This is a genomic window from Stutzerimonas frequens (assembly GCF_024448335.1).
Classification (GTDB): Bacteria; Pseudomonadota; Gammaproteobacteria; order Pseudomonadales; family Pseudomonadaceae; genus Stutzerimonas; species Stutzerimonas frequens.
In genome coordinates, this window is record NZ_JAMOHM010000008.1 from 35,369 (window position 1) to 61,303 (window position 25,935).

Below are 25,935 nucleotides of genomic sequence, written 5' to 3' on the forward strand. Positions count from 1 at the left end.
GAGTGATGCCCGTGAATCGTCTTTTCTCCCTTCCGTTGCTGGCGGCGCTGCTCGCTGTCGCTGCGTCCGCCCAGGCCGAAGTGCGCGTTCTGACCAGCATCAAGCCGCTGCAGCTGATCGCCGCGGCGGTGCAGGATGGCGTCGGCCAACCCGATGTGCTGCTGCCGGCCAGCGCTTCGGCGCATCATTATTCGCTGCGTCCGTCCGATGTACGGCGTATCCGCGATGCGCAGCTGTTCTACTGGATCGGTCCGGATCTGGAGAGCTTCCTGCCGCGCGCACTGAGCGCTCGCGAAGGCACGACCGTGGCGGTGCAGGACCTGCCGAAGCTGACGCTGCGTCGTTTTGGTGATGCGCACGCGCACGACGAGGCTGAACATCACGATCACGACGATCACGACGATCACGACGATCACGACGATCACGACGATCACGACGATCACGACGGCCATGACCATGATGCTCATGAGCATGACGAGGCCGCGCACGAGCCTGCCCATGCCGACGAGCACGACCACGACCATCGCCCGGGCACGCTCGATGCGCACCTGTGGCTGCTGCCGGCCAACGCCCTGATTATCGCCGAGCGCATGGCCGCTGACCTGGCCGCCGCCGACCCGGCCAACGCACAGCGCTACCAGGCCAACTCGGCGGCCTTCGCCCAGCGCATCGAGGCGCTCGACGCCCGCCTCAAGCAGCGCTTCAGCAAGGTGCAGAACAAGCCGTTCTTCGTTTTCCACGAGGCCTATGACTACTTCGAGGCGGCCTACGGCCTGCGCCATGCCGGCGTGTTCAGTGCCGGTGGCGAGTCGCAACCCGGCGCGCGGCATGTGGCGGCCATGCGCGAGCGCCTGCAGCAGGCTGGTCCGAGCTGCGTGTTCAGCGAACCGCCGGCGCGTCCGCGTCTGGTCGAGACGCTGACCGCCGGCTTGCCGGTGAAGATGGCGGAACTGGACGTGCTGGGCGTAGGCCTGGCGACCGATGCGCAGGGCTACGAGAAGCTGCTGGAAGGTCTCGGTGATACCCTGGCCGACTGCCTGGAATCGCTCTGAGACCGGGCCGCAATGGCATTGGTGGGCTGAAGCCCACCCTACCGAACGCCACCGCCGCCCCTGTAGGGTGGGCTTCAGCCCACCGGTTTTCCCTGCAAATACGGCGAGAACGGCCCGTCAGGCCGGATAAGCCTCAGCCGGCCTTACGTATACCGTCGGCGAGCAACTCCATCATCTGGTCGATCTCGGCCTTCTCGACGATCAGCGCCGGCGACAGCGCAATGGTGTCGCCGCTGGCGCGTACCAGCAGGCCCTTCTCGAAACACTCGCGGAACACTTCGTAACCGCGCTTGCCGACGCCATCGGCATGGGCGGCGAACTGGATACCCGCGACCAGCCCGACCGTGCGGATGTCGATCACGTTGGGCAGGTCCCTGAGGCTGAACAGTGCTTCCTGCCAGTAGGGCTCCAGATCGATGGCCTTCTGGAACAGGTTTTCCTGCTGATAGATCTGCTGGGTCGCCAGTGCCGCCGCGCAGGCCACCGGATGCCCTGAGTAGGTGTAGCCGTGGAAGAACTCGATGACGCTTTCCGGCCCTTTCATGAACGCGTCGTACAGTCGATCGGCGACCAGCACCGCACCCATGGGGATCGCGCCGTTGGTCAGGCCCTTGGCGCAGGTCAGGATGTCCGGCGTGACGCCCCAGCGCTGCGCGGCGAAGGCCTCGCCGACGCGACCGAAGCCGGTGATGACCTCGTCGAAGATCAGCAGGATGCCGTGCCAGGCGGTAATCTCGCGCAGCCGTTGCAGATAGCCCACCGGCGGCAGGATCACCCCGGCCGAGCCGGACATCGGCTCGACGATCACCGCAGCGATGTTCTCCGCACCATGCAGCGTCACCAGCCGTTCCAGTTCATCGGCGCGCTCCACGCCGTGCTCCGGCAGGCCGCGGCTGAAGGCATTGCGCTGCAGATCGAGGGTGTGCGGCAGGTGATCGACACCTGGCAGCATCGGGCCGAAGGCGCGACGGTTGTTGGCCATGCCGCCGACCGACATGCCGCCGAAACCGACGCCGTGATAGGCCAGCTCGCGGCCAATCAGCCGCGTGCGTGAGCCCTGACCGATGGCGCGCTGGTAGGCCAGGGCGATCTTCAGCGCGGTATCCGCCGACTCCGATCCGGAGTTGGTGAAGAACACCCGGTTCAGGCCTTCGGGGCTGATGGCGGCGAGTTTTTCCGCCAGTTCAAAGGGCAGCGGGTGGCCCATCTGAAAGGTCGGAGCAAAATCCATCTTGGCGATCTGCTTGCTCACCGCTTCGCTGATCTCGCGTCGCCCATGGCCGGCGTTGCAGCACCAGAGGCCGGCGGTGCCGTCGAGCACCTGGCGGCCGTCGCTCGCCGTGTAGTACATGCCTTCGGCACTCTCCAGCAGGCGCGGGGTGGCCTTGAACTGGCGGTTGGCGGTGAAGGGCATCCAGAAGTGATCAGGCGAGGCGTTGGGATGGAAATCCTGTGACATGGGGCTGGCTCCGGCGGCGAGCGACTATGCTGCAGCGGCGCCGCAGCGTTTTGCTCGAGTCTATGTTTAATAAAACGAACAAAACAAGGCGATTTACCGGCCGTTCGTAAAAAATATTGATAGGGTCCGCGCCGCTGGTTTAGGGTGCCTTTTCCACAACCCGAAGACCTGAGAGAGAGGAAGCACCATGCCCAGCCTGACTTTCGCCGATTGGCAACAGCGTGCCCGTGACCTGCGTATCGAAGGTCGCGCTTTCATTCAGGGCGAATACACCGAGGCGCAGGCTGGCGACCGTTTCGACTGCATCAGCCCGGTGGACGGGCGGGTGCTGGCGCAGGTCGCGAGCTGCGACCAGGCCGACGCCGAGCGGGCGGTGGCCAGTGCCCGTGCCGCATTCGAGGCCGGCAGCTGGGCGCGCCTGGCACCGGCCAAGCGCAAGGCAGTGCTGATCCGCTTCGCCGACCTGCTGGAAGCCAACCGCGAAGAACTGGCCCTGCTGGAAACCCTCGACATGGGCAAACCGATCGGCGACTCGCTGACGGTGGACATCCCAGGCGCCGCGCGGGCGCTGCGCTGGAGCGGCGAGGCGATAGACAAGATCTACGACGAGGTGGCGGCAACGCCCCACGACCAGCTGGGCCTGGTCACCCGCGAGCCGGTCGGCGTGGTGGCGGCCATCGTGCCGTGGAATTTCCCGCTGATGATGGCCTGCTGGAAGCTCGGCCCGGCACTGGCCACAGGCAACTCGGTGGTGCTCAAGCCGTCCGAGAAGTCGCCGCTGACCGCCATCCGCATCGCCCAGCTGGCGATCGACGCCGGCATTCCGGCCGGCGTGCTCAATGTCCTGCCAGGCTACGGCCACACCGTCGGCAAGGCGCTGGCGCTGCACATGGACGTCGACACCCTGGTCTTTACCGGCTCCACGCGGGTGGCCAAGCAGCTGATGATCTACGCCGGCGAGTCGAACATGAAGCGCGTCTGGCTGGAGGCGGGCGGCAAGAGCCCGAACATCGTCTTCGCCGATGCGCCCGACCTGCAGGCGGCTGCCCAGGCGGCGGCTGGTGCGATCGCCTTCAATCAGGGCGAGGTCTGCACTGCCGGTTCGCGGCTGCTGGTGGAGCGATCGATCAAGGAGCGCTTCCTGCCCATGGTGGTGGAGGCGCTCAAGGGCTGGAAGCCGGGCAACCCGCTGGACCCTTCGACCAACGTCGGCGCCCTGGTGGACACCCAGCAGCTCAATACCGTGCTGGGCTACATCGACGCCGGGCGCCAGGCCGGCGCGCAGGTGCTGATCGGCGGCCAGCGGACGCTGGAGGAAACCGGCGGGCTGTACGTCGAGCCGACCATCTTCGATGGCGTCGACAATGCGATGAAGATCGCTCAGGAGGAAATCTTTGGCCCGGTGCTCTCGGTGATCAGCTTCGACAGCGCCGAGGAAGCGGTGGCGATCGCCAACGACACGCCCTACGGCCTCGCTGCCGCGGTGTGGACCGCCGACCTGTCCAAGGCGCACCGCACCGCGCGGGCGCTGCGCGCCGGCAGTGTGTGGGTCAACCAGTACGACGGCGGCGACATGACCGCGCCGTTCGGCGGCTTCAAGCAGTCCGGCAACGGTCGTGACAAGTCACTGCATGCCTTCGACAAGTACACCGAGCTCAAGGCGACCTGGATTCAGCTCTAACGGCATCCGTAGGGTGGATGTCGCCTTTTACATCCACCTTGTTGCACAGCCATGGTGGACCGATGAAGCGTGATCCACCCTACGGTCTTTTGAGCGTTCAGCTAGCTTTGCCCCCACTGCCCGCTGCGGCGCATCACCCCCCACTGGTGTTTACGCCGGGAGAACCACTGCCAGAGACCGCGGCAGCGCCAGAGGGTGTTGAGCTGGCGGTAGCCGAAGTTCTCCAGCACGGCCATCAGAAACAGCTGCAGCATGTCGCGCCGGCGGCTGTAGACGCGGAAGGACATGGTCTCCAGCAGCAGGCCGTTGACCGACAGCAGGATGCCCATGCCGATCGCCACCAGCAGGAAGGCCGCCAGCGCCGCGTAGGACACCGCGCCGAAGGCGAAGCCCGCCAGCATGAAGCCGTAGCCGACCAGTTCGATCAGCGGGCCGATCCATTCGAACAGCGCCATGAACGGCCAGGCCAGCCAGCCCGGCGTGCCGCCACGCAGGCTGAAGGCCAGCCGTGCATGCCGGCTCAGGCTTTCCGCCAGGCCGCGTTGCCAACGGCTGCGCTGGCGGCCGAGGGTGCCGAGGTCTTCCGGGCATTCGGTCCAGCAGATCGGGTCCGGCAGGTAGCGGATGCGGTAGGGAATGCGCTTCTCGCGGTGATAACGGTGCAGCCGCACCACCAGCTCCATGTCCTCGCCAACGGTATCGGTGCGATAGCCGCCGACCGCCATCACCCGTTCGCGGTCGAACAGGCCAAAGGCGCCGGAGATGATCAGCACGGCATTGAGCGGCGACCAGCCGAGACGGCCGAACAGAAAGGCACGCAGGTACTCGACGATCTGGAAGCGCGCCAGCCAGTTGCGTGGTAGCCCGGCCTGGATCAGGAAGCCGCCGCGCACTTGCGAGCCATTGGCGATGCGCACCGTGCCGCCGGCGGCAATGGTGCGCTCGTCCTCGAGGAAGGGCTGGACCACGCGCAGCAGGCTGTCGCGCTGCAGGATGGAGTCGGCGTCGACGCCACAGAACAGGCCGTAGCGCGCGGCATTGATACCGGCATTCAACGCATCGGCCTTGCCGCCGTTGGCCTTGTCGACCACGCGCAGGTTGGCGTAGCGCCGCGAGCGATAGATGGCCTGCACCGGTTGGTGGGCGACAGCCTGGCGCAACGGCTCGGGGTGCGGCACCAGGTCGAATTCCTCGATCAGCACGGCCAGGGTGCGGTCCTTCGAACCGTCGTTGATCACCACGATCTCGAATTCGGGGTACTGCAGCTGCAGCATCGAGCGCACCGAGGTGCGGATCGTCGCCTCTTCGTTGAAGGCCGGCATGAGCACCGACACCGGCGGTTCGACGCCGAGATAAGGCGCCAGCTCGCCGGTTTCTGCGCGCTGGCGGATGTAACCCATCAGGCTGCCCATCGACAGCAGGTTGAGCAGCAGGTACATGCCGTTGAGCAGCAGGAAATAGAGGATGAAGGCGACCTGCAGCCACCACAGCCAGTCGACCGTCACCGGCGCACCTCCGCGATGGCCCGGCGCAGGGCGTCCCTGCCGTAGCGGTCGTGCACCTGCTCGAGCAGCTGCTGCAGCGCGTCCGGGGATGCGCCGGGCAACGTCGCCAGGCTATCGGCGGCGGCCTGGCGCACCCACCAGCTGCGGTCGGCGAGCAGCGGCAGGAACAGCTCGCTGTCTTCCCGGCGTGCCTGCTTGTGCAGCGCCAGCAGGGCGGCCAGGCGCACGCCCTCCTGCTCGTGGCCGAGGGCGCGCAGCAGGCGTGGGCGGTCGCGTGGGTCGCCAAGCTCGCTGAGGCAGCGCAGCGCCACCTGCAGCTGCTCGACAGGCGCCCCCTGGTCCAGCCGTGCCCGCGCCCAGGGCGCGGCATGGCGCGGGTCGCCATGCACCAGCAGGCCGACCAGTCGCTCGCGGCGCGGGTCTGGCGAGCTGGACAGCACGATCAGTAGCGGCGTGGTCACTGCCTGCTCACCGGCCTGCTGGCACAGGCTGACCAGGCGCGGCAACGCCCAGTCGGGGCGTTCCACCGCCGCCGGCAGGATCAGCTGCATGGCCTTTGCCGGGTCCATGGCCACCAGCGTCTGCGCGGCGGCCAGGGCGACGATGGCGTTGCGGCTGAGCAATAGCGGCTGCACCGCGTCCCAATGGGTGGGGTCGGCCAGATGGCGCAGGCAGGTGAGGCCGATCAGCTTGCTGCGCACCCGCCCCCGTAACAGGAGCAGCGCCTGACGATCCATCCCCAGGGCGGCCAGTGCGCGGTTCATGCGCTCGCGGCCGGCGCCGCGCAACTGCAGCTGGGTGCGGTTCCACTGCAGCAGAAACCAGAGCTGATGCCGCCGCGGCAGCGACGCGTGGGATGTCGGCACGTCATCGCTGAGGCTGCAGAGGGCGAAGTAGGGGCGCCACTGTTCGTTGAACTGCTGCCGGCGCACCGCACGCCGGCGCGACAGTTCGCCGAGCAGCAGCACCTGCAGCAGCACCAGCAGCGTCAACGCCCCGAGGCCGAAGGCGCAGTACAGCGCCAGCTGCAACATGCGGTCCTCAGGCCAGACGTGCAGCCAGAGCCGGGCGGGCGCCTCGCACAGCCAGGGAGGGCAGCCGGTCAGCAGGTCAGAACGCATGGCGCAGGCCGATCTGCAGCCACTGTCGGTCGTAGTAGCTGCCCTGCTGGTGATAGCCGACTTCCCAGCTCAGCGCCCAGCGGCTGTCGAACCAGTGACGACCCTGCAGGCTGACGGCGCGCACGTCGCTGGTGATCAGCTGCTGCTCTTCCACCGCCTCTTCCTCGCCCACGGTCAGGCGCAGGCCGGCGTAGCTCAGCCCTCGGTAGTAGTAGTCCAGCGCCAGGTCGTGGCCGATCGGCGTGCCGGCGTTGGCCACGTCGGTCACGTTCAGGGTGTAGCCGGCGCGCCAGGCGTTCCAGTAACGCTCGGCGCTCAGCGCAAGGCGGTCGACGCGGGTGGTCTCGTACTCGGTGCGGCGAACGCTGACGGCACCGAGGTAGCCGTCCGGCAGGCGCCGTTGCAGGCGCAGATCGGCATGCCACTCGGGCAGGAAATAGGGTGAAGGCTGATAGCCGACCTCTGGCTGCAGCGTCCAGTTGTCGTCGAGCGGAATCACCGCACCGGCTTCGACGCCCTCGTCCCACTCGCCGAAACGCTGCTCGCGGGTGAGCGCACCATACCAGCCAAGGCTCTCCGGCTTCGTCGAGGCGTAGTCCAGGCGCTGGCTGCGCCAGTTGTCGAAGCCGCTATCGAGCCAGTCCTGACGCGCCGAGATCTCCAGCTCGTGACGGCGCCTGGTCGCGGCGTCGACCACCGGCACGGGCGCCGCCGCGGTGCTGGGCACGGTCAGCGCGGCGCGGGCCTGCTGGATCACCTGCTGCACCTCGACATAGTCCGGCGCGAGCGTCGCGGCACGCTCCAGCGAGACCAGCGCGCGTTGCGGATGACCGGCCCAAAGCAGCGCCTGACCCTTGCCGAGCAGGTAGTCGGCATTGTCCGGCTGCTGGCGCAGCAATCGCCGATAGATCGGCAAGGCTTGTTCCGGCCGGCCCTGCCAGCTCAACACGCGGGCCAGCAGGAACTGTGCTTCGGCGTCATCCGGGCGCTGCGCCAGGTGCGCGCGCAGGGTTGCTTCGGCCGCGTCCAGTTGCTGCGCCTGGACCTGCCGCTCGGCGGTGGCGACATCCGCCAGCGCCGTACCGCAAGGCAGCGCCAGGGCAAGCAGCATGACCGCTCGCTTCATCGGCGGCCCCTCAGCAGGCGACGGATACGTGCCAGCAGTTCCTCCGGCTGGAAGGGCTTGGTCACGTAGTCGTCGGCGCCCAGTTCCAAAGCGCGGACGATGTCCACCTCGCGCGCCTTGGCAGTCAGCATCAGCACCGGCACGCTGTCCCAGCCGGGTTGCGCCCGCAGCCGTTCGATCAGCTCGAGGCCGTCGTGGTAGGGCAGCATGATGTCCATCAGGGTCAGGTCCGGCGGCTCGGCCTGGGCGAAGTGCTCCAGGGCCTGGCGGCCATCGGCGGCATGCTCGACGACGAAGCCGTGGCGTTCGAGCATGTAACGGATGAGGAAGGCGATGTCCTCTTCGTCTTCCACCATGAGAATGCGTTTGCTGGCAGATTCGCTCATAGATGAGCCTCGTCGGTTTCGTGAGTTTGCCCCGGCGGCCAGTGTTGCAACAGGTGCTGGATCAGCCTGGCCAGTTCGTCGCCGTCATGACGGGATTTCACCAGCTGGCGCAGCGCCAGGCGGTTGTCCTGAATCGGGGTGTCGAGTGCAGAAAAGATGATGACCGGGGGCGGCGGAACGCTCGATGCCAGTTGATCGAACAGTTCGGTGCCCTCGCCATCCGGCAGCATCAGGTCTATCACCGCGAGATCGAACGGCTGCGCTGCGATCAGCTGGCGGGCCTCATGCAGCGTAGCCGCTCCGACCAGCTCGACGTCCAGCATGGCGATTTGCCGAGCAAGCAGCACGCGCAGATCGTCGTCATCCTCCACGTGCAGAATGCGCGGCTTCGACCCGCCGAGCTGCAAGCAGGCGCGGATCACTTCCATGACCCGCGACGGGTCGATCGGCTTGTGCAGCCAGTCGATCATGCCCACCGCACCGCCGCGCAGCAGGCCGTCATCCTCGTCCCGGCGCTGCGGCTGCAGGCTGACGATGAGCACTGGCAGATTGCGGTAGTGGTGCTGGCTGCGCAGGCTCTGCAGGAAGGCCACGCTGTTCTCGTCGTGCAGCGCCGGGCTGAGGGTCAGCGCCTGCACTCGGTGTCGATCGAGCAGCTCGCGTGCTTCGGCGGCAGCGTGTGCGATCAGCGTGGCATAGCCGTGCTGGTGCAGCGCCTCGGCCAGCTGCTCGGCGGCATGGCTGTCGGGTTCGAGAATCAGGATCAGCGTGGCCTGCTCCGCTGGCGACGCCGCGCCGACTGGCTGAACCGGGGCCTGTGGCCGAGCCGCCTGTTCGTTGCTCTCCAGCGGCAGTTGCAGCCAGAAGCGGCTGCCCTGACCGGGTTGTGAGTCGAAGCCGATCTGCCCGTGCATCTGTTGCACCAGCGAGCGGGTGATGGCCAGCCCCAGCCCGGTGCCGCCGCGTTGGCGGGCGTCGGAGGAGTCGGCCTGGGCGAAACGCTCGAAGATGCGCGAGCGAAAGGCTTCCGGAATGCCCGGCCCGCGATCCTGCACACCAATCTCCAGCATTTCGCCGCTGTGGCGCAGCTCCACCGTCACGCAGCCGCCGGCTGGCGAGTGCTTGATCGCATTGGACAGCAGGTTGGCCATCACCTGGGCGAAGCGGTCGGGGTCCAGGGTCGCCTCGCTGGTCGGCAGCTCTGGATCATCCAGAAATTCCAGGCTGACGCCGTAGTCCTGGCCGTATGGCGTGATGTCCGACAGCGCCTGCTGCACCAGCGCGCGTACGTCGTGGCGACCGAAGTTGAAGGCCAGGCGGCCGGCTTCGAGCTTTTCGATGTCGAGAATGTCGTTGATCAGGCGCACCAGCCGTTCGCTGTTCTTGTGCGCGATGCCGAGCAGCGGGCGGGCCTCGTCGCTGATCTGCCCGCCGATGCCGCCAGTCAGCATGCCGAGCGCGCCGCGAATGGCGGTCAGCGGCGTGCGCAGCTCGTGGCTGACGGTGGAGATGAACTCGGTCTTCATCTGCTCCATGCGCCGGCGCAGCGAGATATCCACGGCCACCGTCACCACATGGCAGGTGCGTGGCGAGATGCGCAGCGGCCGCTTGACCACCTGGTACCAGCGCTCCGCACCCTGGGCGTCGGTCAACGCGACCTCGGTGGTGCGCAGCTCACTGCTGCCGGTCGCCAGCTCGGCGAGTTCCTCATCACCCGAAAGCAGTGGCTGCAGCAGCTGCGAGGACGGCAGCGCGTCCGCGCGGCGCTGTTCGATGTCCTGCGGACGGGCGCCGAGCAGCGAAGCCAGCGCGGTATTGCAGAGCAGGAAGCGGCCCTGCACGTCACGGACGAAGATCAGGTTGTCGTCGGTATCGACCACTCGGCGCAGGAACATCTGCTGGTCGTGCAAGCTGTCGCGGCTGCGCTGCAGTTCGCTGACATCCCGTGCGATCGCCAGATGGTCACCCAGGCCGGTGGGCATCAGGCGAACCTCGAAGGTGCGCTGGGTCTGCACCTCGCACCAGGTTTTCTGCCGCAGCGCGCCCTCGTCGGTCTGGTTGAGCAGCTCGATGAGCAAGGGTTCGATCGCTTCCGGTGGCGGCGCGCGGCGCGGGGTGCCACGCGAAATGCTCGACACCTGCTGCCGCTCATCGACGGCGTAGAGATGGTCCGGGATGGCCTGCAGCAGCGCCCCGAGGCGTGCTTCGCCGGCCTGGGCGCTGCGGGCGAGCTGCTGGCGAATCTGCAGATTCCGCTGCAAGGCCCAGAAGGCCGCCAGAAACAGCCCGATCACCACCAGCGTGCCGATCAGTGCCAGTTGCTGCGCGCGTTCGGTGGTGTGTGCTACCGCTTCGCTGGCAGCAGCCAGCTGGCTGCGCTCGTGCTGCTCGACGGCGTTGAGCAGTGCGCGCAGGCGGTCCATCAGCAGGTGCCCGCCGGCCTCGCGCAGACGCTCCACGGCAGCCTGCAGCCCGGCCTCGCGGCGGGTCTGCATGTTGCGGGCGGCAACTTCGAGGCGGTCGGCGATGGTCGCATCGAGGGCCTGGAACCAGCGCCGGTCGGGAAAGTCACGACCCTCGACCTGGCGCTGCAGGCTGCGCCGGTTGCCTTCCAGCTGCCTGAGACCGCGCTCGTAGGGTTCGAGATAGGTGGGGTCGCTGGTGAGGATAAAACCGCGCGAACCGGTTTCGATGTCCTGCAGGGAAGAAAGGATGGCCTGGACCGAGGTGATGATCTCCAAGCTGTGACTGACCGAGCGATTGGTCTGCAGCAGCGCTTCCTGCGTGCGCTTGCCTTGCCAGCCAAGCGCGGCGAGCAGCAGGAACGCAGCGAGAAAGGCGACTGAATGCCAACCGATCGCGAGTCTTGCGGGCAAATCGGACTCCTTCCGCCGGGGATGACTGCACAGAATCCCCAGTTGCCTCGCTACCGCGTGGTCACCGGGATGAACTCAGTGTAGTCAGACCTGCACGAACCACAGCGGTTCGCCGCCGAAAGGGCCGGGCGCTCAGCGCTGGGCGATCTGCACCTGGTTGCGGCCGTTGTGCTTGGCCACGTACAGCGCCTGGTCGGCATGCTCGAGCAGCAGGCCGGAGGCGCTGTGGCTGTCGGTCTCGCAGATGCCGGCACTGAAGGTCACGCGGAACTCCTGGTCGCCGGCATTGAAGCTCAGCGCAGCGAAGCGCACGCGGATTTCGTCGAAAATGCGTCGGGCCTGCAGGGCCGAGCATTCGGGCAACACGGCGACGAACTCCTCGCCCCCGTAGCGGCCGAGGCTGTCGATACGCCGCAAGCGCTGGCGCAGCAGGTTGGCCAGGGCGCGGATCACATTGTCGCCGGCGGCATGCCCATAGGTGTCGTTGATCTGCTTGAAATGATCGAGGTCGAGCATCACCACGCTGGCGGGTTTGCCGGTGCGGGTGGTGCGCTGCACTTCCAACGCCAGCTGTTCCTTGATATCGGCGTGCTTGAGCAGGCCGGTCAGGCTGTCGCGGGCCAGCGCCGTACTCAGCGAGCGCGCACGCTGGGCGTGGGAATACACCGCGGCCACCAGCGCGGTATCGCTGATCGGCTTGGTGATGAAATCGTCGCCGGCCTTGAGCAGCGCCGCCATCTGCCGGTGGGTATCGGTCTCGGCGGACAGGTAGATGATGGTCACCCGCAGCCATTCGTCATGCAGGCGGATCATCTGCGCCAGCTCTGGCCCCGAGCAGTCCGGCATGTTGACGTCCAGCAGCAGTACCTCGGGGTTGAAGCTGCGCATGGTCTCCAGTACGCGGGTCGGTTCGGTAAGGATCTGCACCTGCATCTGCGCGTTGCGCAGCACCAGGCTGTAGCGTGCGGCCAGCTCGGCGTCGTCATCGACGATCAGCACGCGGAAGGGTTCGCCCTGCTGCCGATCAAGGCAGCGCTCCAGGCTGTTCTCCAGCTGGGTGATATCCAGCGGGCGGACGAAGAAGCCCTGGGCGCCGGCACGCACCGCGGCCAGCTGGCTGGCGAAATCGGCCCGGTCATGGATGACCAGCAGCGGCAGTGGCTGCTCGAGGCCTTGCTGCAGAGCGGCGAGCGCGTCGAAATCGCTGTCCTGCTGCACGCTGACGATCAGCGCGTCGGGCAGTTCATCGGCCACGGCCGCTTGCAGTGCGGCGAAGTTGGGCCACTGGCTGACCAGATAACCGAAGTTGCGCAGGGTCACCGCCATGCTGGCGCCCGCGACCGGATCGGCCTTCATCAGGTAGATGCGACAGCCGGGTGCAGGCTCCTCGTGGTGCTCCGGCAGTTCCGCCGCGCCGTCGCGTTCCTGGCCAGGGGTTTCGCCGGCCAACTGCAGCACCGCGCGGGCGAAGGCCTCGGCGGCGCGGCTGCCCGGCTTGGCCGAATCCAGCCAGCGGTCAGCCCGCTGCTCCAACTGCCTGGCGCGCTCCCCGAGCTTGGCGAAGCCGAAGGTGCCGGCGGCGCCGGCCAGCCGATGCAGGCGCTCGCGGATGCTCAGCATCACCAGCCGGCGGCTGGCGGTGGCACGGGTCTGCTGCAGATCCTGGGCGAGCGTGGCGAGGTCGGTCAGGTCGGCCTGCAGGCGCTCGCCGAACTGCTGTTCCAGCTGCGCCAGCTGCTCTTGCAGCGCCAGGCGGGTGCGATCATCCATGCTCGGCCTCCCAGATCTGCCGCAACTGGGTGGCAAGTTGCAGCGGGTCGAAGGGCTTGCCCAGCACCTGGCGCACGCCGAGCTGGCGCAGCTCCTGCAGCCGTTCGGGCTGCAGGTGGCCGGTGAGAAACACCACGGGCGTCTGCTGCAGATCGACCAGATCGGCCAGTTGGCGAACCAGCTCGATGCCGTCCATCTGCGGCAGCATCACATCGAGCAGGATCAGGTCCGGAGCGAAGGCCTGCACCTGGTCGAGCGCGGCCTGGCCGGACTGACAGCTGAGCACTTCGAAGCCGCCGAGCTTTTCCAGAGCAATGCGGGTCACCACCTGGATGGACGGTACGTCTTCGACGTGCAGGATGCGCTTGAGCTGTCTCATCACGGGCTCTCCTTGGCCTGGTCTTGTGCGGGTAGTTCGAACCAGAAGCAGGCGCCCTGGCCGGGCTCGGATTCGAAGCCGATCTGCCCGCCCATGTGCTCGATCAGCTCCTTGGTGATCGCCAGGCCCAGCCCGGTTCCGCCTTGCTGGCGGCTGTCGGACGAGTCTGCCTGGGCGAACTTCTGGAATACCCGCGCACGAAATTCATCGGAAATTCCCGGGCCCTGGTCTCGGACGCTGACCCGAACCTTGCCGTCACTGACCCGCGCCGACAGATCGACCCGTTCTCCGGCAGGGGAAAACTTCGCTGCATTGGACAGCAGGTTGCTCAATACCTGCTGCAGGCGCATGGCATCGACCGTCACGCTCACTGCCGGGCAGGCGCCGAGGTGCAGCTGCACGCCATGCCGTTCGGCGTAGCTGCCGTTGCTGCGCAGGGCCAGCTCCAGCTGGGGTTGCAGCGCTTGTTCGAGCATGTCGAAGCGCATCTTGCCGGCGTGCAGCTTGTCCATGTCCAGCAGGTCGTCGATCAGCGCGCTCAGGCGCTGGCTGTTCTGCTGGGCGATCTCCAGCAGTTCGTGCATCGACTCGGGGACCTCGCCCATGACATTCGAGCAGATCAGCGCCAGCGCGCCGGTGATGGACGTCAGCGGCGTGCGCAGCTCATGACTGACGGTGGAGATGAACTCGCGCTGCAGGCGTTCGATGCGCATGCGTTCGGTGATGTCGTGCAGCACGACGACCGCTCCCATTCGCTGGCCATCGGAGGTGTACAGCGGGTCGGCGTTGGACAGTACGTGCCGCGGTGCGCCATTGCTCAGCAGCACCATCTCGTGGTCGATGACGTGCTCGCCATTGAGGGCGCGGCGCAGGGGAATCTCTTCGGGTTCCAGCGGGGTGACGCCATCGGCGCGGTACAGCCGGTAATGGCGGGCCCATTCGCTCGGCGATAACGGGGCGACATCGGCGCCATGCCACTGCTTGGCCTTCTCGTTGAACAGGGTCAGATTGCCTTCGGCATCGCAGGCGATCACCGCTTCACTCAGCGCCTCGAGCAGGCGCCGGTTCATCTCCTGCTGTTTGTCCAGCTCCAGCTGCTCGGCCTTGCGCGCGGTGATATCGGTAACGAAGCCGTGCCAGAGCACCGAGCCGTCGACCTGCTGCAGCGGGGTTGCCCGCGCCTCGACCCAGATCAGCCCCTTGTGCGGGTGCTCGACACGGTGCTCGCTGTGCCAGGGCGTGAGTTCACGAGCCGCCTGGCGGATGCTGAGCAACAGGGCGCTGCGGTCGGGGCCGTGGACCCGGCCGACGATCGGCGCAAAGCTGCTGGCCAGCTGCGCCGGGCTGAGCCCGTAGATCTGCTCGACCCCTTCACTGACATAGGGAAAGCACGCCGGTCCATCGGCGCGCCAATGGAACTGGAAGAGCATGCCCGGGACCTGCGCGGCGATCTGCTGCAGGCGCAGTTGCAACTGCTCCTGATAGGCCAGGTCGTAGGCGTTGACCAGGTAGCCGCGCAGGTGCTCCTGCTCGTCATGGATCGCGGTCATGCCCAGCAGCACCGGCACCTCGTTGCCGTTCTGGTGGCGCAGGCGCCATTCGGACATGTCGCGCCGCCCGCGGTGCAGCGGCGCGGTCAGCACCGAGAAATCGGCCTCGACCGGCATCTGCAATTCGCTGGAAAGCAGCAGTGCCCGGCGCTGCAGCGCCTCCGGGCGGAACAGCGCGGCGGTCAACGGATGGCCGACCAGCGCCTGTTCGCTGTAGCCGAGCAGACGCTCGGCGGTCGGGTTGACGCTGGTGACCACGCCGTCGGGGCGGGTCACCAGCACGGCGCTGGAGGCGCTGTCGAGGATGGCCTGTTGCAGTGCCGCCTGCTCGGCGTGGCGGTGCGCCAGCAGATGCTGCTCGAACAGGCGGATCACCTGGCGTCCGAGGCGCTCCAGGGTTTCGCGCTGCTCCGCGCTGAGGCGGCGTGGCTGGCGGTCGATCACGCACAGGGTGCCGAGGTTGTAGCCATCAGGCGAGGTCAGCGGCGTGCCGGCGTAGAAGCGGATCTGCGGGTCGCCGAGCACCAGCGGGTTGTTGCAAAAACGCGGGTCCTGCAGCGTATCCGGTACCTCGAAGATCTCGTCGCCGGCGATGGTGTAGGTGCAGAAGGAGATCTCCCGCGAGGTCTCGCTGACGTCGAGGCCGACCCGGCTCTTGAACCACTGACGGCGGTCGTCGACCAGCGAGATCAGCGCGATAGGCGTGTCGCACATCTGCGCGGCAAGCGCGGTGAAGTCATCGAATGCACTGTCTTCGGGGGTGTCGAGGATTTCGTAGCGCAGCAACGCTGCCAGGCGTGACAGCTCGCGCGGCTGGGCGGTGGATGGCATCGGCGTCGTGCTTTGTTGCGGTGACTCCATCGTCGCGCCTTGCTGGTTCGGTGGGGGGCGTCCGGTCGGCAGCGTTTCACGACCGGGGGATTAAGCAGTTCTGCCTAGTATCGGCCACTCAGCCAGATGCTGCGAATCTGCTCGGCCAGCAGCATCGGGTCGAAGGGCTTGACGATCACATCGCGGGCGCCGAGCTTGCGCAGGTGTTCGATCTCGCTCGGCTGCACCTTGGCGGTCATGAATGTTACCGGAATCCGCTCCAGGTCGATTCGCTCGCGCAGCCTGAGCAGCGTCTGCGGGCCGTCCATGCCGGGCATCATCACGTCGAGCAGGATGAAGTCGGGGGCGAAGGCTTCGACTTCCTCCAGCGCCTGTGCGCCAGAGGAGCAGGACAGCACCTCGTATCCGCCAACGGCCTCCAGGGCCAGTTTGGTCACCGCCTGAATCGACGGATCGTCTTCAACGTGCAGGATGCGCCTTAGCTCGGCCATTGTGCCTCCGGGGGTCGTTTGCGTGCGCGTCCGCTTAACGGAAGCATCAGGATCGATCTTGCGCCAGCGGCGCGACTGGTAATTCGCACCAGAAACAGGCGCCTTCGTCAGGCTCGGAATCGAAACCGATCCGGCCGTGCATGTGTTCGATCAGTTCCTTGCTGATGGCCAGGCCCAGGCCGGTGCCTTCCTTCTGGCGGCTGTCGGAGGAATCGGCCTGGGAGAATTTCTGGAAGATTCGTGTGTGGAATTCAGGGGCGATGCCCGGTCCCTGATCTCGTACCGAGATTCGCACCCAGTCATCGCGTCGCTCGCTGCCGAGCGTAACGGTGCCACCCTGCGGCGAGAATTTGACCGCATTGGAGATGAGATTGGCCAGTACCTGCTGCAACCGGTCGTCGTCTGCCATCAGCTGCACGTCCTGCGCGGGCAGCAGCTCCAGCGTGACGCCATGCTTGCTGGCGTAGCCCTGATTGGCGGCGATTGCCTGTTGCAGCTGCGTCGGCAGCGCATGCGCGCGCAGGTCGAGGGTCATCTTGCCGGCGACCAGCTTGTCCATGTCCAGCAGGTCGTCCACCAGGCGCCCCAGGCGCAGGCTGTTCTGGTGGGCGATGCTGATCATCTGGCCCATGTTTGGCGAGGGTTCGCCCAAGGCACCGCCGACGATCAGGCCGAGGGCACCGGAGATCGAGGTCAGTGGCGTACGCAGCTCGTGGCTGACGATGGACACCAGTTCGCTCTTCATCCGCTCGATGCGCTTGCGTTCGGTGATGTCGCGCACCAGGCCGATGAATCGGCGCTCGCCGTGGTGGTTGATCTGCGACACGCGCAACTCGATGGTGAAGGTTTCGCCGGTACGCCGCAGGGCGGTGAGTTCGCGGTTCTGTTCCAGCGCGCGAGGAATGCCGCGTCTTTCGTAGGTCTCCAGATAGCCGTCGTGGGCGGAGCGGTCCGGTTCGGGCATGAGCATCGACAGGTTGCGGCCGATGACCTCCGCGGCGCTGTAGCCGAAGATCTGTTCGGCGGCATGGTTGAAGGTTTCGATGATGCCGCGGGCGTCGATGATGATGATGGCGTCGATCACGTTGTCGATCAGCATGCTCAGGTAGCGCTCGCGCTCCTGCATCTCTTCCTTGGCCAGCGCCTGATCGGTGACATCCCAGATGAAACCGTCGCACCAGCCCACCGGGTCGTCACGCTCGTGCAGGACGCGGGCTTTTTCCCGCACGTAGACGGTGCGGCCTTCGGCATTGGTGAGTCGGTAGATGCCCTCGAAGGTGTCCTGCTCGGCGTGTTGCCGGGCCAGCTCGAGGTCGTCTGGGTGGATCAGGCTGGCGTAGCTGCGCACGCGGTCGCCGACGAAATCGCTGGCCGGGTAGCCGGTCAGGCGTTCGATGCCGTCGCTCAGGTAGCTCATGCGCCGGCGGCCGTCGTTGCGGCAGCGGTAGACCACGCCCGGGAGGTTGCTGACCATGGCGCGGTAACGGCTCTCGCTCTTCTGCAGCGCGCGGGTGGCTTCCATCAGTTCGGTGATCTCGGTGACGAAGCCGTGCCAGAGCACGGTGCCGTCAGGACGTCGCTCGGCGGTGGCACGTCCCTCGGCCCAGAGCAGACCGCGTTGCGGATGCTGGATGCGGAACTCCACCGAGCCGGTTGTCGACCCAGCAGCCACACGCAGCAGCGCGGCTTTCAGGCGTGGCAGGTCCTGCGGGTGAACGTGCACCAGGGCCTGGGAAGCATCTTCCAGTAGCCGCTGCGGGTCGATGCCGTAGAGGTCGCGTGCGCCCTCGCTGGCATAGAGAAAGGCATAGCGGCCGTTGGCGAAGCGCTTGAGCTGGAAAACCACACCGGGCAGCAGGCTGGCGATCTTCTGTGCGCGGTCGAGCAGGCGCTGGCGGCGTCGGCCCTGCTGTTGCTGGCTGAACTGATGCTGCAGCTGCGCGCCGATGCGCCGTTGCAGCAGTACCGCCAGGGTCAACAGCAGCGCCTCGGCGATCAGCCAGGCCAGACTCCATTTGATCAGCAGCCGGCGCTCGGCCTGTTGGTGCTCCTGCTGCATCGCGGTGATGTCGCGCCAGACCAGCGCCGCTGCCAGCAGCGGCGCCGATGGCTGGGCCCGACGGTCGCTGTGCAGGGGAATCTGATTGAGCATATAGGTGCGGCCGTCGGCACTCAGCAGGCGCAAGGCCAGGCCGCTCTCCGGCTCGGGCAGCATGCTCTGCTGCGCCCAGTGCAGAATCTGTGTCGCCGAATGTTCGATCAGCAGCCAGTCGCCGTCGCTGCGCAGTTGCACGCCGCTGGGGGCTTCCACGTCTGCCGCCTGCAGTGCCTGGCGATTGACCACCAGCGCCAGTCCGGCAGCCAGCTGATCGCCCAGCTCGGGCAATTCCGGCAGCACGTTGTAGCCGACTTCCAGGGCGCCGATGATCTCGCCGGACTCGCTGTCGGTGGCACGCAAAGGAACGATGGCGCGACTGCTGGCGCCGAGCGCATTGACCTCCATGCCGTACTGCATGCTGCCTTCGCTCATCGCGCGGCGCAGCATCGGGCGCTGCGCCGCCATTGCGTCACCGAAGCGCTCCGGTTGCTGCATGCGCAGCAGGGCGACCCCGGCGTCGCTCCAGAAGATCTGCAACTGCAGCGCGCCGTGGCGTTGCATGGCGCTCCAGGCCGGGCTCAACGCGGCGCGCAGACGCTGGCGTGCCAGTTCGATACGCGCGTCGTCCATGGCCCGGCCATCGCGCAGCACCGTATCGATCTGGCGCACCTGGCGCAGCACTTCGGCATTGCCGGCCAGCGCCGTGGCGACCATGTCGGCCTGCCGCCGCTGATTGAGCTGCGCGCTCTGCAGTGCCAGGCTCTGCAGTTCGCCGTGGGTGTCGATTTCCAGGTGCCAGGCGGCATCGCGCGCGCGGTAGTCATTGAATGCCAGGCTACCGAACAGCAGCACGAGCAGCAGGCTGCCGAGCGTGAAGATCCAGTGGGGTGTGGTGATGCCGGCGTTCGTCATCGGCGGGCCGGCCAGAGGCGCGAGGTGCTGCGCTCGACGTACGACGTTTGCATGAGCCGCAACTTTCCAGGGCAAAAAAGAAACAATGATAGCTCTATGCCAGTATGGCCGATAGCGTCTTTCGGGAATGCACGTCAGCATGGCGCTACGTGCCCAAAGCGTAGCGATTGCAGCCGAATCTGGCTAAAAAATCACCAGCTTTTAGACGGTCGGTCGGGCCGTTTCCTAGACTCGCCGACACCTGGTGTTAGGCTGAAGGCAGGTGGACGCCAGCGGAGGTCGCTGGCGCACCGTTATGCAAGAGGCACCCCGTTATTATGTGGCACACCGGTTTACTCGACCTGTCGGTCTGGCAACTCATTGCGACCACGCTGCTGCTGACTCACGTCACCATCGTTAGCGTCACGGTCTACCTGCACCGTTACTCGGCGCACCGTTCGCTGGAACTGCATCCGTCGCTCAAACACTTCTTTCGTTTCTGGCTATGGCTGACCACGGCGATGAACACCCGCGAGTGGACCGCCATCCACCGCAAGCATCACGCCAAATGCGAGACCCCCGATGACCCGCACAGCCCGGTGCACAAGGGGCTGCTGACCGTCGTGCGCAAGGGCGCCGAGCTGTACATGGCCGAGGCGAAGAACGAGGAGACCCTGCGCATCTACGGCAAGAACTGTCCGGACGACTGGATCGAGCGCAACCTCTATTCGCGCTTTCCCAATACCGGCATCGTGCTGATGCTGCTGATCGACCTGGCGCTGTTCGGCGCGCTCGGCCTCACCGTGTGGGCCGTGCAGATGATCTGGATCCCGTTCTGGGCCGCCGGCGTGGTCAACGGTCTCGGTCACGCGGTCGGTTATCGCAACTTCGAATGCCGTGACGCCGCGACCAATCTCGTACCCTGGGGCATCCTCATCGGCGGCGAAGAACTGCACAACAACCACCACACCTACCCGAACTCGGCCAAGCTCTCGGTGCGCAAGTGGGAGTTCGACATGGGCTGGGCCTGGATACGTCTGTTCAGCATGCTCGGTCTGGCCAAGGTCAACCGTACCGCACCCATCGCCCATCGAGTCGAAGGCAAGCGGCATCTGGACATGGACAGCGCCATGGCGATCCTCAACAACCGCTTCCAGATCATGGCGCAGTACCGCAAGCTGGTGATCGTGCCGCTGGTGCGCCAGGAGCTCGGCCGAGCCGACGCGACGCTGCGGCACCAGCTGCGCCGTGCCAAGCGCCTGCTGACCCGCGAGCCGAGCCTGCTGCAGCAGGAGCAGCAGGCGCATATCGATGTCATGCTCGCGCAAAGTCAGGCGCTCAAGGTGATCTACGAGAAGCGCCTGGCGCTGCAGCAGATCTGGAGCAAGACCAGCGCCAACGGCCACGACATGCTCGCCGCGATCAAGCAGTGGGTGCACGAGGCCGAGGCCAGCGGCATCCAGTCGCTGCGTGAGTTCGCCGAGCACCTGCGGACCTATTCGCTGCGGCCATCTGTCGTCCCGGCATGACCTTCGATCGGCTCAAGCCCGGGGCGTAGCGGCGCCCGGAACTTTGCCTGCTGCAAGCTCTCTGAACAGCACTCTTACATTGCAGTACCGCCACCTGGGTGGCGGTCGTTTCAGGAAGAAGGCTATGCAGCTGGCGAGCAACCAGGGTGATTCGAGAATGAGCATGCTGCCGGGTAGTGATGCGCAGACGCTGCTGGCGTTGATGCACGCGCGCGCGGAGGCGGAGCGTCTGGGCGAGCGAGAGCAGTTGTTCAGCACGCTGCTGGGCGGCGTCAACGCGGTGCTCTGGGCATTCGACTGGCAGGCGCAGCGGATGATCTATGTCAGCCCGGCCTACGAGCGCATCTTCGGCCGCTCGCCAGCGCTGCTGCTGGCCGACTACGGTGAGTGGCGCAACGCGATCTACCCGGACGATGTCGAGTATGCGCAGAAGTCGATGCTTGCCGTGCTCGATGAGGGTGCCGTGGAGACACGCGAGTACCGCATCATCCGCGGCGACGGTCAGCTGCGCTGGCTGAGCGACAAGTGTTTCCTCGGCCGCCGCGCCGAGCATGGCCACGGCCCGATCATCGTCGGCATCGCCGAGGACATCACCGAGAAGAAGCAGCTCGAGGGCGAACTGCAGCGTCTGGCCACGACCGACGTACTGACCCAGAGCAGCAACCGCCGGCACTTCTTCGAGTGCGCGCGAACCGAGTTCGAGCGTGCCCGGCAGTTCGCCTCGCCGCTGGCGTTCCTGCTGCTGGACATCGACGACTTCAAGCGCATCAACGATACCCACGGCCACCAGATGGGCGATCAGGTGCTGCAGAAGGTCGCTCGCTGTGGCGCTTCGGTCCTGCGCCAGAGCGACCTTTTCGGCCGTATCGGCGGTGAGGAGTTCGCCGCCTTGCTGCCCGGCTGCCAGCCGGACCTGGCCGAGCAGATCGCCGAGCGCCTGCAACGCGAGATCGAGCGGGTGGTGTTCACTGCCGAGAATGGCGAGCGTTTCCGCGTCACCGCCAGCCTCGGTCTGACTTACCTGAAGGCCAGCGACCCCGAGCTAAGCGCGGTATTCGCCCGCGCCGATGCGGCGATGTACACCGCCAAGCGCCTGGGCAAGAACCAGGTCATCGTCGGCTAATTTCGGCGGGCTGGCCGGGCTGGCTTGCCCGGCGCGCTCTGCCGTCACTGGCCAAGTTGCTGCCCGAAGCTCTCCATCTGCTGCTTGAACTCGGTGCATTTGGCCTGACGCTCGGACGCGGGGACATCCTTCCACTTTGCCTCGCTCTCCTTGACGCCGTCGGCAAAGGCCGTATCGAAAGTTGCCGGGTCCATCCCGGCGCGGGTCGCCTGGGTTTTTTGCTGCTCTCTATGCTCGGCAAGTTTCTCGTCGGTGTAGTCGTCGCAGACTTTAGCTGTCACATGCATGGCGCCACCAAACTTGGCCAGCTGCGCGTGCATGTTGGTCATCATCTGTTGATTCGGCTGCTGCGCCTGAGTGATCGAGCTGATCAGCGTGAGCGCTGCGGCGAGCGCCAGGGATGGCAGGTGGATGGCTGAAGACATGATTGCTCCTATGATCAGTACTTGTTTATTCGGTGCGTGGCGAGGCCTCAGTGGTTTCGGCCTGATGGTTGTGATTCGACTCAGCGAAGCATTCGGTGAATGGCAATGGCTGCCTCGATCGCCTGGTCGTTGGTGATGTACTCCATGCTCTCCACTTTCTGCAGGGCGATACCGGCAGCCGTCGCGGTGACGGTGACCCGGCCGACGACCACCTGAGGGCCGATGATCCCCAGCTGAGCGCTGGGGTCCATACGCTTGCTGACATCTACCACGAAGCCGCCGATATCCTCGGCGCGGGCGTCGTCATGGACCATGCCCATTTTGCGAAGCATCTGTTCGTCCGAGGGTGTTTCGTCGACAGAGATGCCGATGGAAAGACCGCCACCTTTGACTTGCTGGGAGATATCCGCGTTCTGCATTTCCCGGGAAAGCCAGGAGCAGCTGATGCCATAGACGGTCACATTGTCGTAACGGCCACCATCGTCCTGATCCACGAGGGCCAGACCATCCAGAAGCGGCGTGAGTCGTGCCGCGATCCGTTCACACTTGGGCAGCTGCTCCAGCGTCGGAGCGGCATTAGCGGCCTTGGGAATGGATGCTGAGCCCTCTTCTTCGCTGCAGCCACTGGCTGCGAGAGCGAGCGACAGCAGCACGAACTGGACTGAAAGGGGGATCGACAAGAGGTGTTTCCTGACGGGCGCTGGGATGTGTGACCGCACCAACGGTCAAGCGAACCCCAAATGTAGACCAGATCGACAGGGCTTCAAGTCAGCGGGAGCCTGCCGGGCTCTGGCATCAGCGCGACTTGCGGTATACGTCGTCGAAACGCACGTTGAGCCCGCCGCAGTGGCTGTTATCGGTCACCACCAGATTGCCGGCGACATGCTGCAGGGTCACCTGGCAGTCGTACTCGTCATCGCCTTCGCTGATCTTCAGCAGGTCGTCGGAGGGACGAGCATGGCCGGAGAATGCCCCGACATGAACGATTGGCTCTCCGTAGCTGTTGAGGCCTCCTTGCCACATGGCCTCGCCTTCAACGGCGAAGGGCCCGTCGGGGGAGGGCTGGGTAATGAGGATGCTGTTGCTACCCGCGATGGGGTGCCAGCGGCCGATCCAGTCGCCGGCCGTGGGTACCGGCGTAGCGTGGTCGGTACGGACGTGGTGCGCGGGCAGCCAGCCGACGAACTCGCGCTTGCTGGAGAAATACCAGGCGCAGGCCCAGCCATCCGTCTCCTTGCCGACCAGCAGCTTGTCACCATTCACCAGATAGGCGCGTCGGATGCAGGATTCCTGCTCCGGGCAGCCAACCGCGTCATCGCGAAAATGCACGGGTTGATCTGCATTGGCGACAACCTCCGCATGCCTTACCGCGCCGGCGAAGGCCGGAAAGAAGCCATTGCGGCAGGAATACGGCTCGATGGCCTGCGCTGATGGCGCCAGTAGCATGCATAGCAGGAAGGCTCTGATTCGCACGGTGCGCAGTCTCCTCATTACAGCCATGTTGACCCGCCCAGGGGATCAACTACATGGCTGATCGGTTCAGCGGTGCCGGCTGCTGCTGGGTGATGCAGTGGATGTTGCCGCCGCCGAGGAGGATCTCGCGCCCTGGCACCATGACGACCTGATGCTCCGGAAAGACCTGCGCCAGGATGCGCTCGGCTTCGGCGTCCAGCGGGTGGCCGAAGGCCGGGGCGATGATGCCGCCGTTGACGATGAGGAAGTTCACGTAGCTGCCGGCCAGGCGTATCGACGGGTCGCGCGGCTGGCTGCCGTCCAGCGCGAGCACCCCGGCGCATTCTTCGGCAGTCGCATGCAGCGGGCCGGGGATTGGCATCTTGTGCACCGTCAGCGTGCGGCCCTTGGCGTCGCGAACGCTCTGCAGCACGGCCATGGCCGCCTGACAGCGCTCGAAGTTGGGGTCGCTTGCATCGTCGGTCCAGGCCAGCAGCACTTCACCCGGGCGCACGAAGCAGCAGAAGTTGTCGACGTGGCCGTCGGTTTCATCGTTGAACAGGCCGTGCGGCAGCCAGATGATGCTGTCGACCGCCAGCTGTTCCCGCAGCACGCTCTCGATCTGCTCGCGGGACAGGTGCGGGTTGCGGTTGCGATTGAGCAGGCATTCCTCGGTGGTGATCAGCGTGCCCTCGCCGTCGACGTGGATCGAGCCGCCCTCGAGCACGAAGCCCTCGGTGCGGTAGCGGTCGCAGTATTCGAGTTCGAGGATCTTGCGCGCCACTTCGTCGTCGCGCTGCCAGTCGGCATAGAGGCCGCCGTCTTCACCGCCCCAGGCATTGAACGTCCAGTCGACGCCGCGCAGGCCGCCTTGGTCGTCGATGACGAAGGTCGGCCCGGTATCGCGTACCCAGGCGTCGTCGGTGCTCAGTTCCACCACGCGGATGCGCGGGTCATCCAGCGCGGCACGCGCCGCCAGGTACTGCTCGGCGCTGGCGCAAACGGTCACCGGCTCGAAACGGGCGATCGCCTTGGCGACGGCAGTGAAGGCTGCCTGCGCCGGTGCCGCGTTGTCCCGCCAGTTGTCCGGGCGCTGCGGCCAGACCATCCAGGTCTGGCTGTGCGGCGCCCATTCGGCGGGCATGAAGTAGCCGTCTCGGCGGGGCGTGGAACTGAGGGTGGTCATGGCTGAGATCCTGGTAGGGTGGAAAACGGCCGCAGGCCTTTTCCACCATGTGCGTCCCTGGTGGAAAACGCTGCGCGGTTTTCCACCCTACGTTCATTCCGACGGCGTTTCACCGTCCAGGGTCTTGATCGAGCCGTACAGGTTCGGCCGGCGATCACGGAACACGCCCCAGGCGCTGCGGATATGTTCGAGCTGGTCGAGATCGAACTGGTGCACCAGCACGCCCTCGCTGGTTTCGTCCAATTCCTCGACCTTGGCGCCGAACTGGTCGGCGATGAACGAGGAGCCGTAGAAGGTGATGTCGTAGCCGTCCTGCTCTTCACGGCCGATGCGGTTGCTGGCGATCAGCGGCATCAGGTTGGCGCCGGCATGGCCCTGCTGCACGCGCTGCCAATGGTCGCGGGAAGTGATGCTCGCATCGTGCGGCTCGCTGCCGATGGCGGTCGGGTAGAACAGCAGTTCGGCACCCATCAGCGCCATGCTGCGTGCGGTCTCGGGGAACCACTGGTCCCAGCAGATGGCCACGCCGATCCTGGCGTAGCGGGTGTTCCAGACCTTGAAGCCGGTGTCGCCCGGGTTGAAATAGTACTTCTCGTGGTAGCCGGGGCCGTCCGGGATGTGGCTCTTGCGGTAGACGCCGAGCAGCTTGCCGTCGGCATCGATGATGGCTATGGAGTTGAAGCGTGCCCGCCCGGCCAGCTCGAAGAAGCTGATCGGCAGCACCACCTGCAGTTCGGCGGCGAGCTTCTGGAAATGCTGGATCGCCGGATTATGCTCGACCGGTGTGGCCAGCTGCAGGTATTGCGGATTGGGCTTCTGGCAGAAGTACGGCGTCTCGAACAGCTCCTGGATCAGGATGATCTGCGCGCCCTTGGCGGCAGCCTCGCGCACCAGCCTGTCGGCATTGGCGATGTTGGCCTGGCGATCCCAGGAACAGGCCATCTGGGTGGCGGCTACGGTAACGACTCGGGACATGGAGCACCTCGCGGCTGCGGTTGAAAGGG

General features: G+C 66.1%; 20 protein-coding genes. 4 read left to right on the top strand and 16 right to left on the bottom strand.

Going from position 1 to position 25,935, the window contains the following annotated elements; translation table 11 throughout:
* The first annotated feature begins 11 nt into the window (after nucleotides 1–11).
* The gene (locus NAO55_RS12645; protein ID WP_256070204.1) at nucleotides 12–1,052 is read left to right on the top strand and encodes a zinc ABC transporter substrate-binding protein; all 1,041 of its coding nucleotides are present in this window, start codon (nucleotides 12–14) and stop codon (nucleotides 1,050–1,052) included.
* A 133-nt stretch (nucleotides 1,053–1,185) separates the two neighbouring features.
* Here NAO55_RS12645 and aptA read toward each other — a convergent pair whose 3' ends face one another.
* Complete coding sequence (gene aptA / locus NAO55_RS12650; protein WP_102839144.1) at nucleotides 1,186–2,511, bottom strand: omega-aminotransferase AptA; 1,326 nt, start codon at nucleotides 2,509–2,511, stop codon at nucleotides 1,186–1,188.
* 187 nt (nucleotides 2,512–2,698) lie between these two features.
* On the opposite strand from aptA, the gene NAO55_RS12655 reads away from it, so the two are divergent.
* The gene (locus NAO55_RS12655; RefSeq protein ID WP_102839145.1) at nucleotides 2,699–4,192 is read left to right on the top strand and encodes an aldehyde dehydrogenase; all 1,494 of its coding nucleotides are present in this window, start codon (nucleotides 2,699–2,701) and stop codon (nucleotides 4,190–4,192) included.
* A gap of 101 nt (nucleotides 4,193–4,293) precedes the next feature.
* On the opposite strand, the gene NAO55_RS12660 is transcribed toward NAO55_RS12655, so the two are convergent.
* The 10 genes from NAO55_RS12660 to NAO55_RS12705 form a co-directional block, all read right to left on the bottom strand.
* Nucleotides 4,294–5,697 (bottom strand): glycosyltransferase family 2 protein, encoded by a 1,404-nt coding sequence (locus tag NAO55_RS12660; protein ID WP_102839146.1) that lies wholly within the window; start codon nucleotides 5,695–5,697, stop codon nucleotides 4,294–4,296.
* On the bottom strand, nucleotides 5,694–6,818 hold the full coding sequence (locus NAO55_RS12665) for a HEAT repeat domain-containing protein (protein WP_102839147.1): 1,125 nt from the start codon (nucleotides 6,816–6,818) through the stop codon (nucleotides 5,694–5,696). The genes NAO55_RS12660 and NAO55_RS12665 overlap by 4 nt, the downstream gene beginning before the upstream one ends.
* Nucleotides 6,808–7,944, bottom strand: a complete 1,137-nt coding sequence (locus NAO55_RS12670) for a YaiO family outer membrane beta-barrel protein (protein ID WP_102839148.1) — start codon at nucleotides 7,942–7,944, stop codon at nucleotides 6,808–6,810. The genes NAO55_RS12665 and NAO55_RS12670 overlap by 11 nt, the downstream gene beginning before the upstream one ends.
* On the bottom strand, nucleotides 7,941–8,330 hold the full coding sequence (locus NAO55_RS12675) for a response regulator transcription factor (RefSeq protein ID WP_102839149.1): 390 nt from the start codon (nucleotides 8,328–8,330) through the stop codon (nucleotides 7,941–7,943). Before NAO55_RS12675 ends, NAO55_RS12670 begins: the two co-directional genes overlap by 4 nt.
* Nucleotides 8,327–11,206 carry a CHASE3 domain-containing protein gene (locus tag NAO55_RS12680; protein ID WP_102839150.1) on the bottom strand — a complete coding sequence of 960 codons (2,880 nt, stop codon included), beginning with the start codon at nucleotides 11,204–11,206 and terminating at the stop codon, nucleotides 8,327–8,329. Before NAO55_RS12680 ends, NAO55_RS12675 begins: the two co-directional genes overlap by 4 nt.
* A gap of 132 nt (nucleotides 11,207–11,338) precedes the next feature.
* On the bottom strand, nucleotides 11,339–12,976 hold the full coding sequence (locus NAO55_RS12685) for a diguanylate cyclase (protein ID WP_102839151.1): 1,638 nt from the start codon (nucleotides 12,974–12,976) through the stop codon (nucleotides 11,339–11,341).
* Entirely contained in the window at nucleotides 12,969–13,355 is a 387-nt protein-coding gene (locus tag NAO55_RS12690; protein ID WP_102839152.1) for a response regulator, read from the bottom strand. Before NAO55_RS12690 ends, NAO55_RS12685 begins: the two co-directional genes overlap by 8 nt.
* Complete coding sequence (locus tag NAO55_RS12695) at nucleotides 13,355–15,766, bottom strand: ATP-binding protein (RefSeq protein ID WP_102839153.1); 2,412 nt, start codon at nucleotides 15,764–15,766, stop codon at nucleotides 13,355–13,357. Before NAO55_RS12695 ends, NAO55_RS12690 begins: the two co-directional genes overlap by 1 nt.
* Nucleotides 15,767–15,840: 74 nt before the next feature.
* Nucleotides 15,841–16,227, bottom strand: a complete 387-nt coding sequence (locus tag NAO55_RS12700) for a response regulator (protein WP_102839154.1) — start codon at nucleotides 16,225–16,227, stop codon at nucleotides 15,841–15,843.
* Nucleotides 16,228–16,273: 46 nt separating this feature from the next.
* The gene (locus NAO55_RS12705) at nucleotides 16,274–19,237 is read right to left on the bottom strand and encodes a PAS domain S-box protein (protein ID WP_102839155.1); all 2,964 of its coding nucleotides are present in this window, start codon (nucleotides 19,235–19,237) and stop codon (nucleotides 16,274–16,276) included.
* A gap of 317 nt (nucleotides 19,238–19,554) precedes the next feature.
* Between NAO55_RS12705 and desA the strand changes: the two genes are divergently transcribed.
* A complete protein-coding gene (desA, locus tag NAO55_RS12710; RefSeq protein WP_102839156.1) occupies nucleotides 19,555–20,745 on the top strand; it encodes a delta-9 fatty acid desaturase DesA in 1,191 nt (396 codons plus the stop codon).
* Between the two features lie 124 nt (nucleotides 20,746–20,869).
* On the top strand, nucleotides 20,870–21,868 hold the full coding sequence (locus NAO55_RS12715; protein ID WP_102839157.1) for a GGDEF domain-containing protein: 999 nt from the start codon (nucleotides 20,870–20,872) through the stop codon (nucleotides 21,866–21,868).
* A gap of 44 nt (nucleotides 21,869–21,912) precedes the next feature.
* Here NAO55_RS12715 and NAO55_RS12720 read toward each other — a convergent pair whose 3' ends face one another.
* The 5 genes from NAO55_RS12720 to aguB all read right to left on the bottom strand — a co-directional run bounded on the left by NAO55_RS12720 (nucleotide 21,913) and on the right by aguB (nucleotide 25,906).
* Nucleotides 21,913–22,293 (bottom strand): hypothetical protein, encoded by a 381-nt coding sequence (locus tag NAO55_RS12720; protein WP_102839158.1) that lies wholly within the window; start codon nucleotides 22,291–22,293, stop codon nucleotides 21,913–21,915.
* 80 nt (nucleotides 22,294–22,373) lie between these two features.
* A complete protein-coding gene (locus NAO55_RS12725; RefSeq protein ID WP_046618201.1) occupies nucleotides 22,374–22,973 on the bottom strand; it encodes a hypothetical protein in 600 nt (199 codons plus the stop codon).
* A gap of 115 nt (nucleotides 22,974–23,088) precedes the next feature.
* The gene (locus tag NAO55_RS12730; protein WP_102839159.1) at nucleotides 23,089–23,766 is read right to left on the bottom strand and encodes a hypothetical protein; all 678 of its coding nucleotides are present in this window, start codon (nucleotides 23,764–23,766) and stop codon (nucleotides 23,089–23,091) included.
* 49 nt (nucleotides 23,767–23,815) lie between these two features.
* A complete protein-coding gene (aguA, locus tag NAO55_RS12735) occupies nucleotides 23,816–24,931 on the bottom strand; it encodes an agmatine deiminase (protein WP_102839160.1) in 1,116 nt (371 codons plus the stop codon).
* Nucleotides 24,932–25,024: 93 nt separating this feature from the next.
* Nucleotides 25,025–25,906, bottom strand: a complete 882-nt coding sequence (aguB, locus tag NAO55_RS12740) for an N-carbamoylputrescine amidase (protein ID WP_102839161.1) — start codon at nucleotides 25,904–25,906, stop codon at nucleotides 25,025–25,027.
* Nucleotides 25,907–25,935 lie beyond the last annotated feature (29 nt).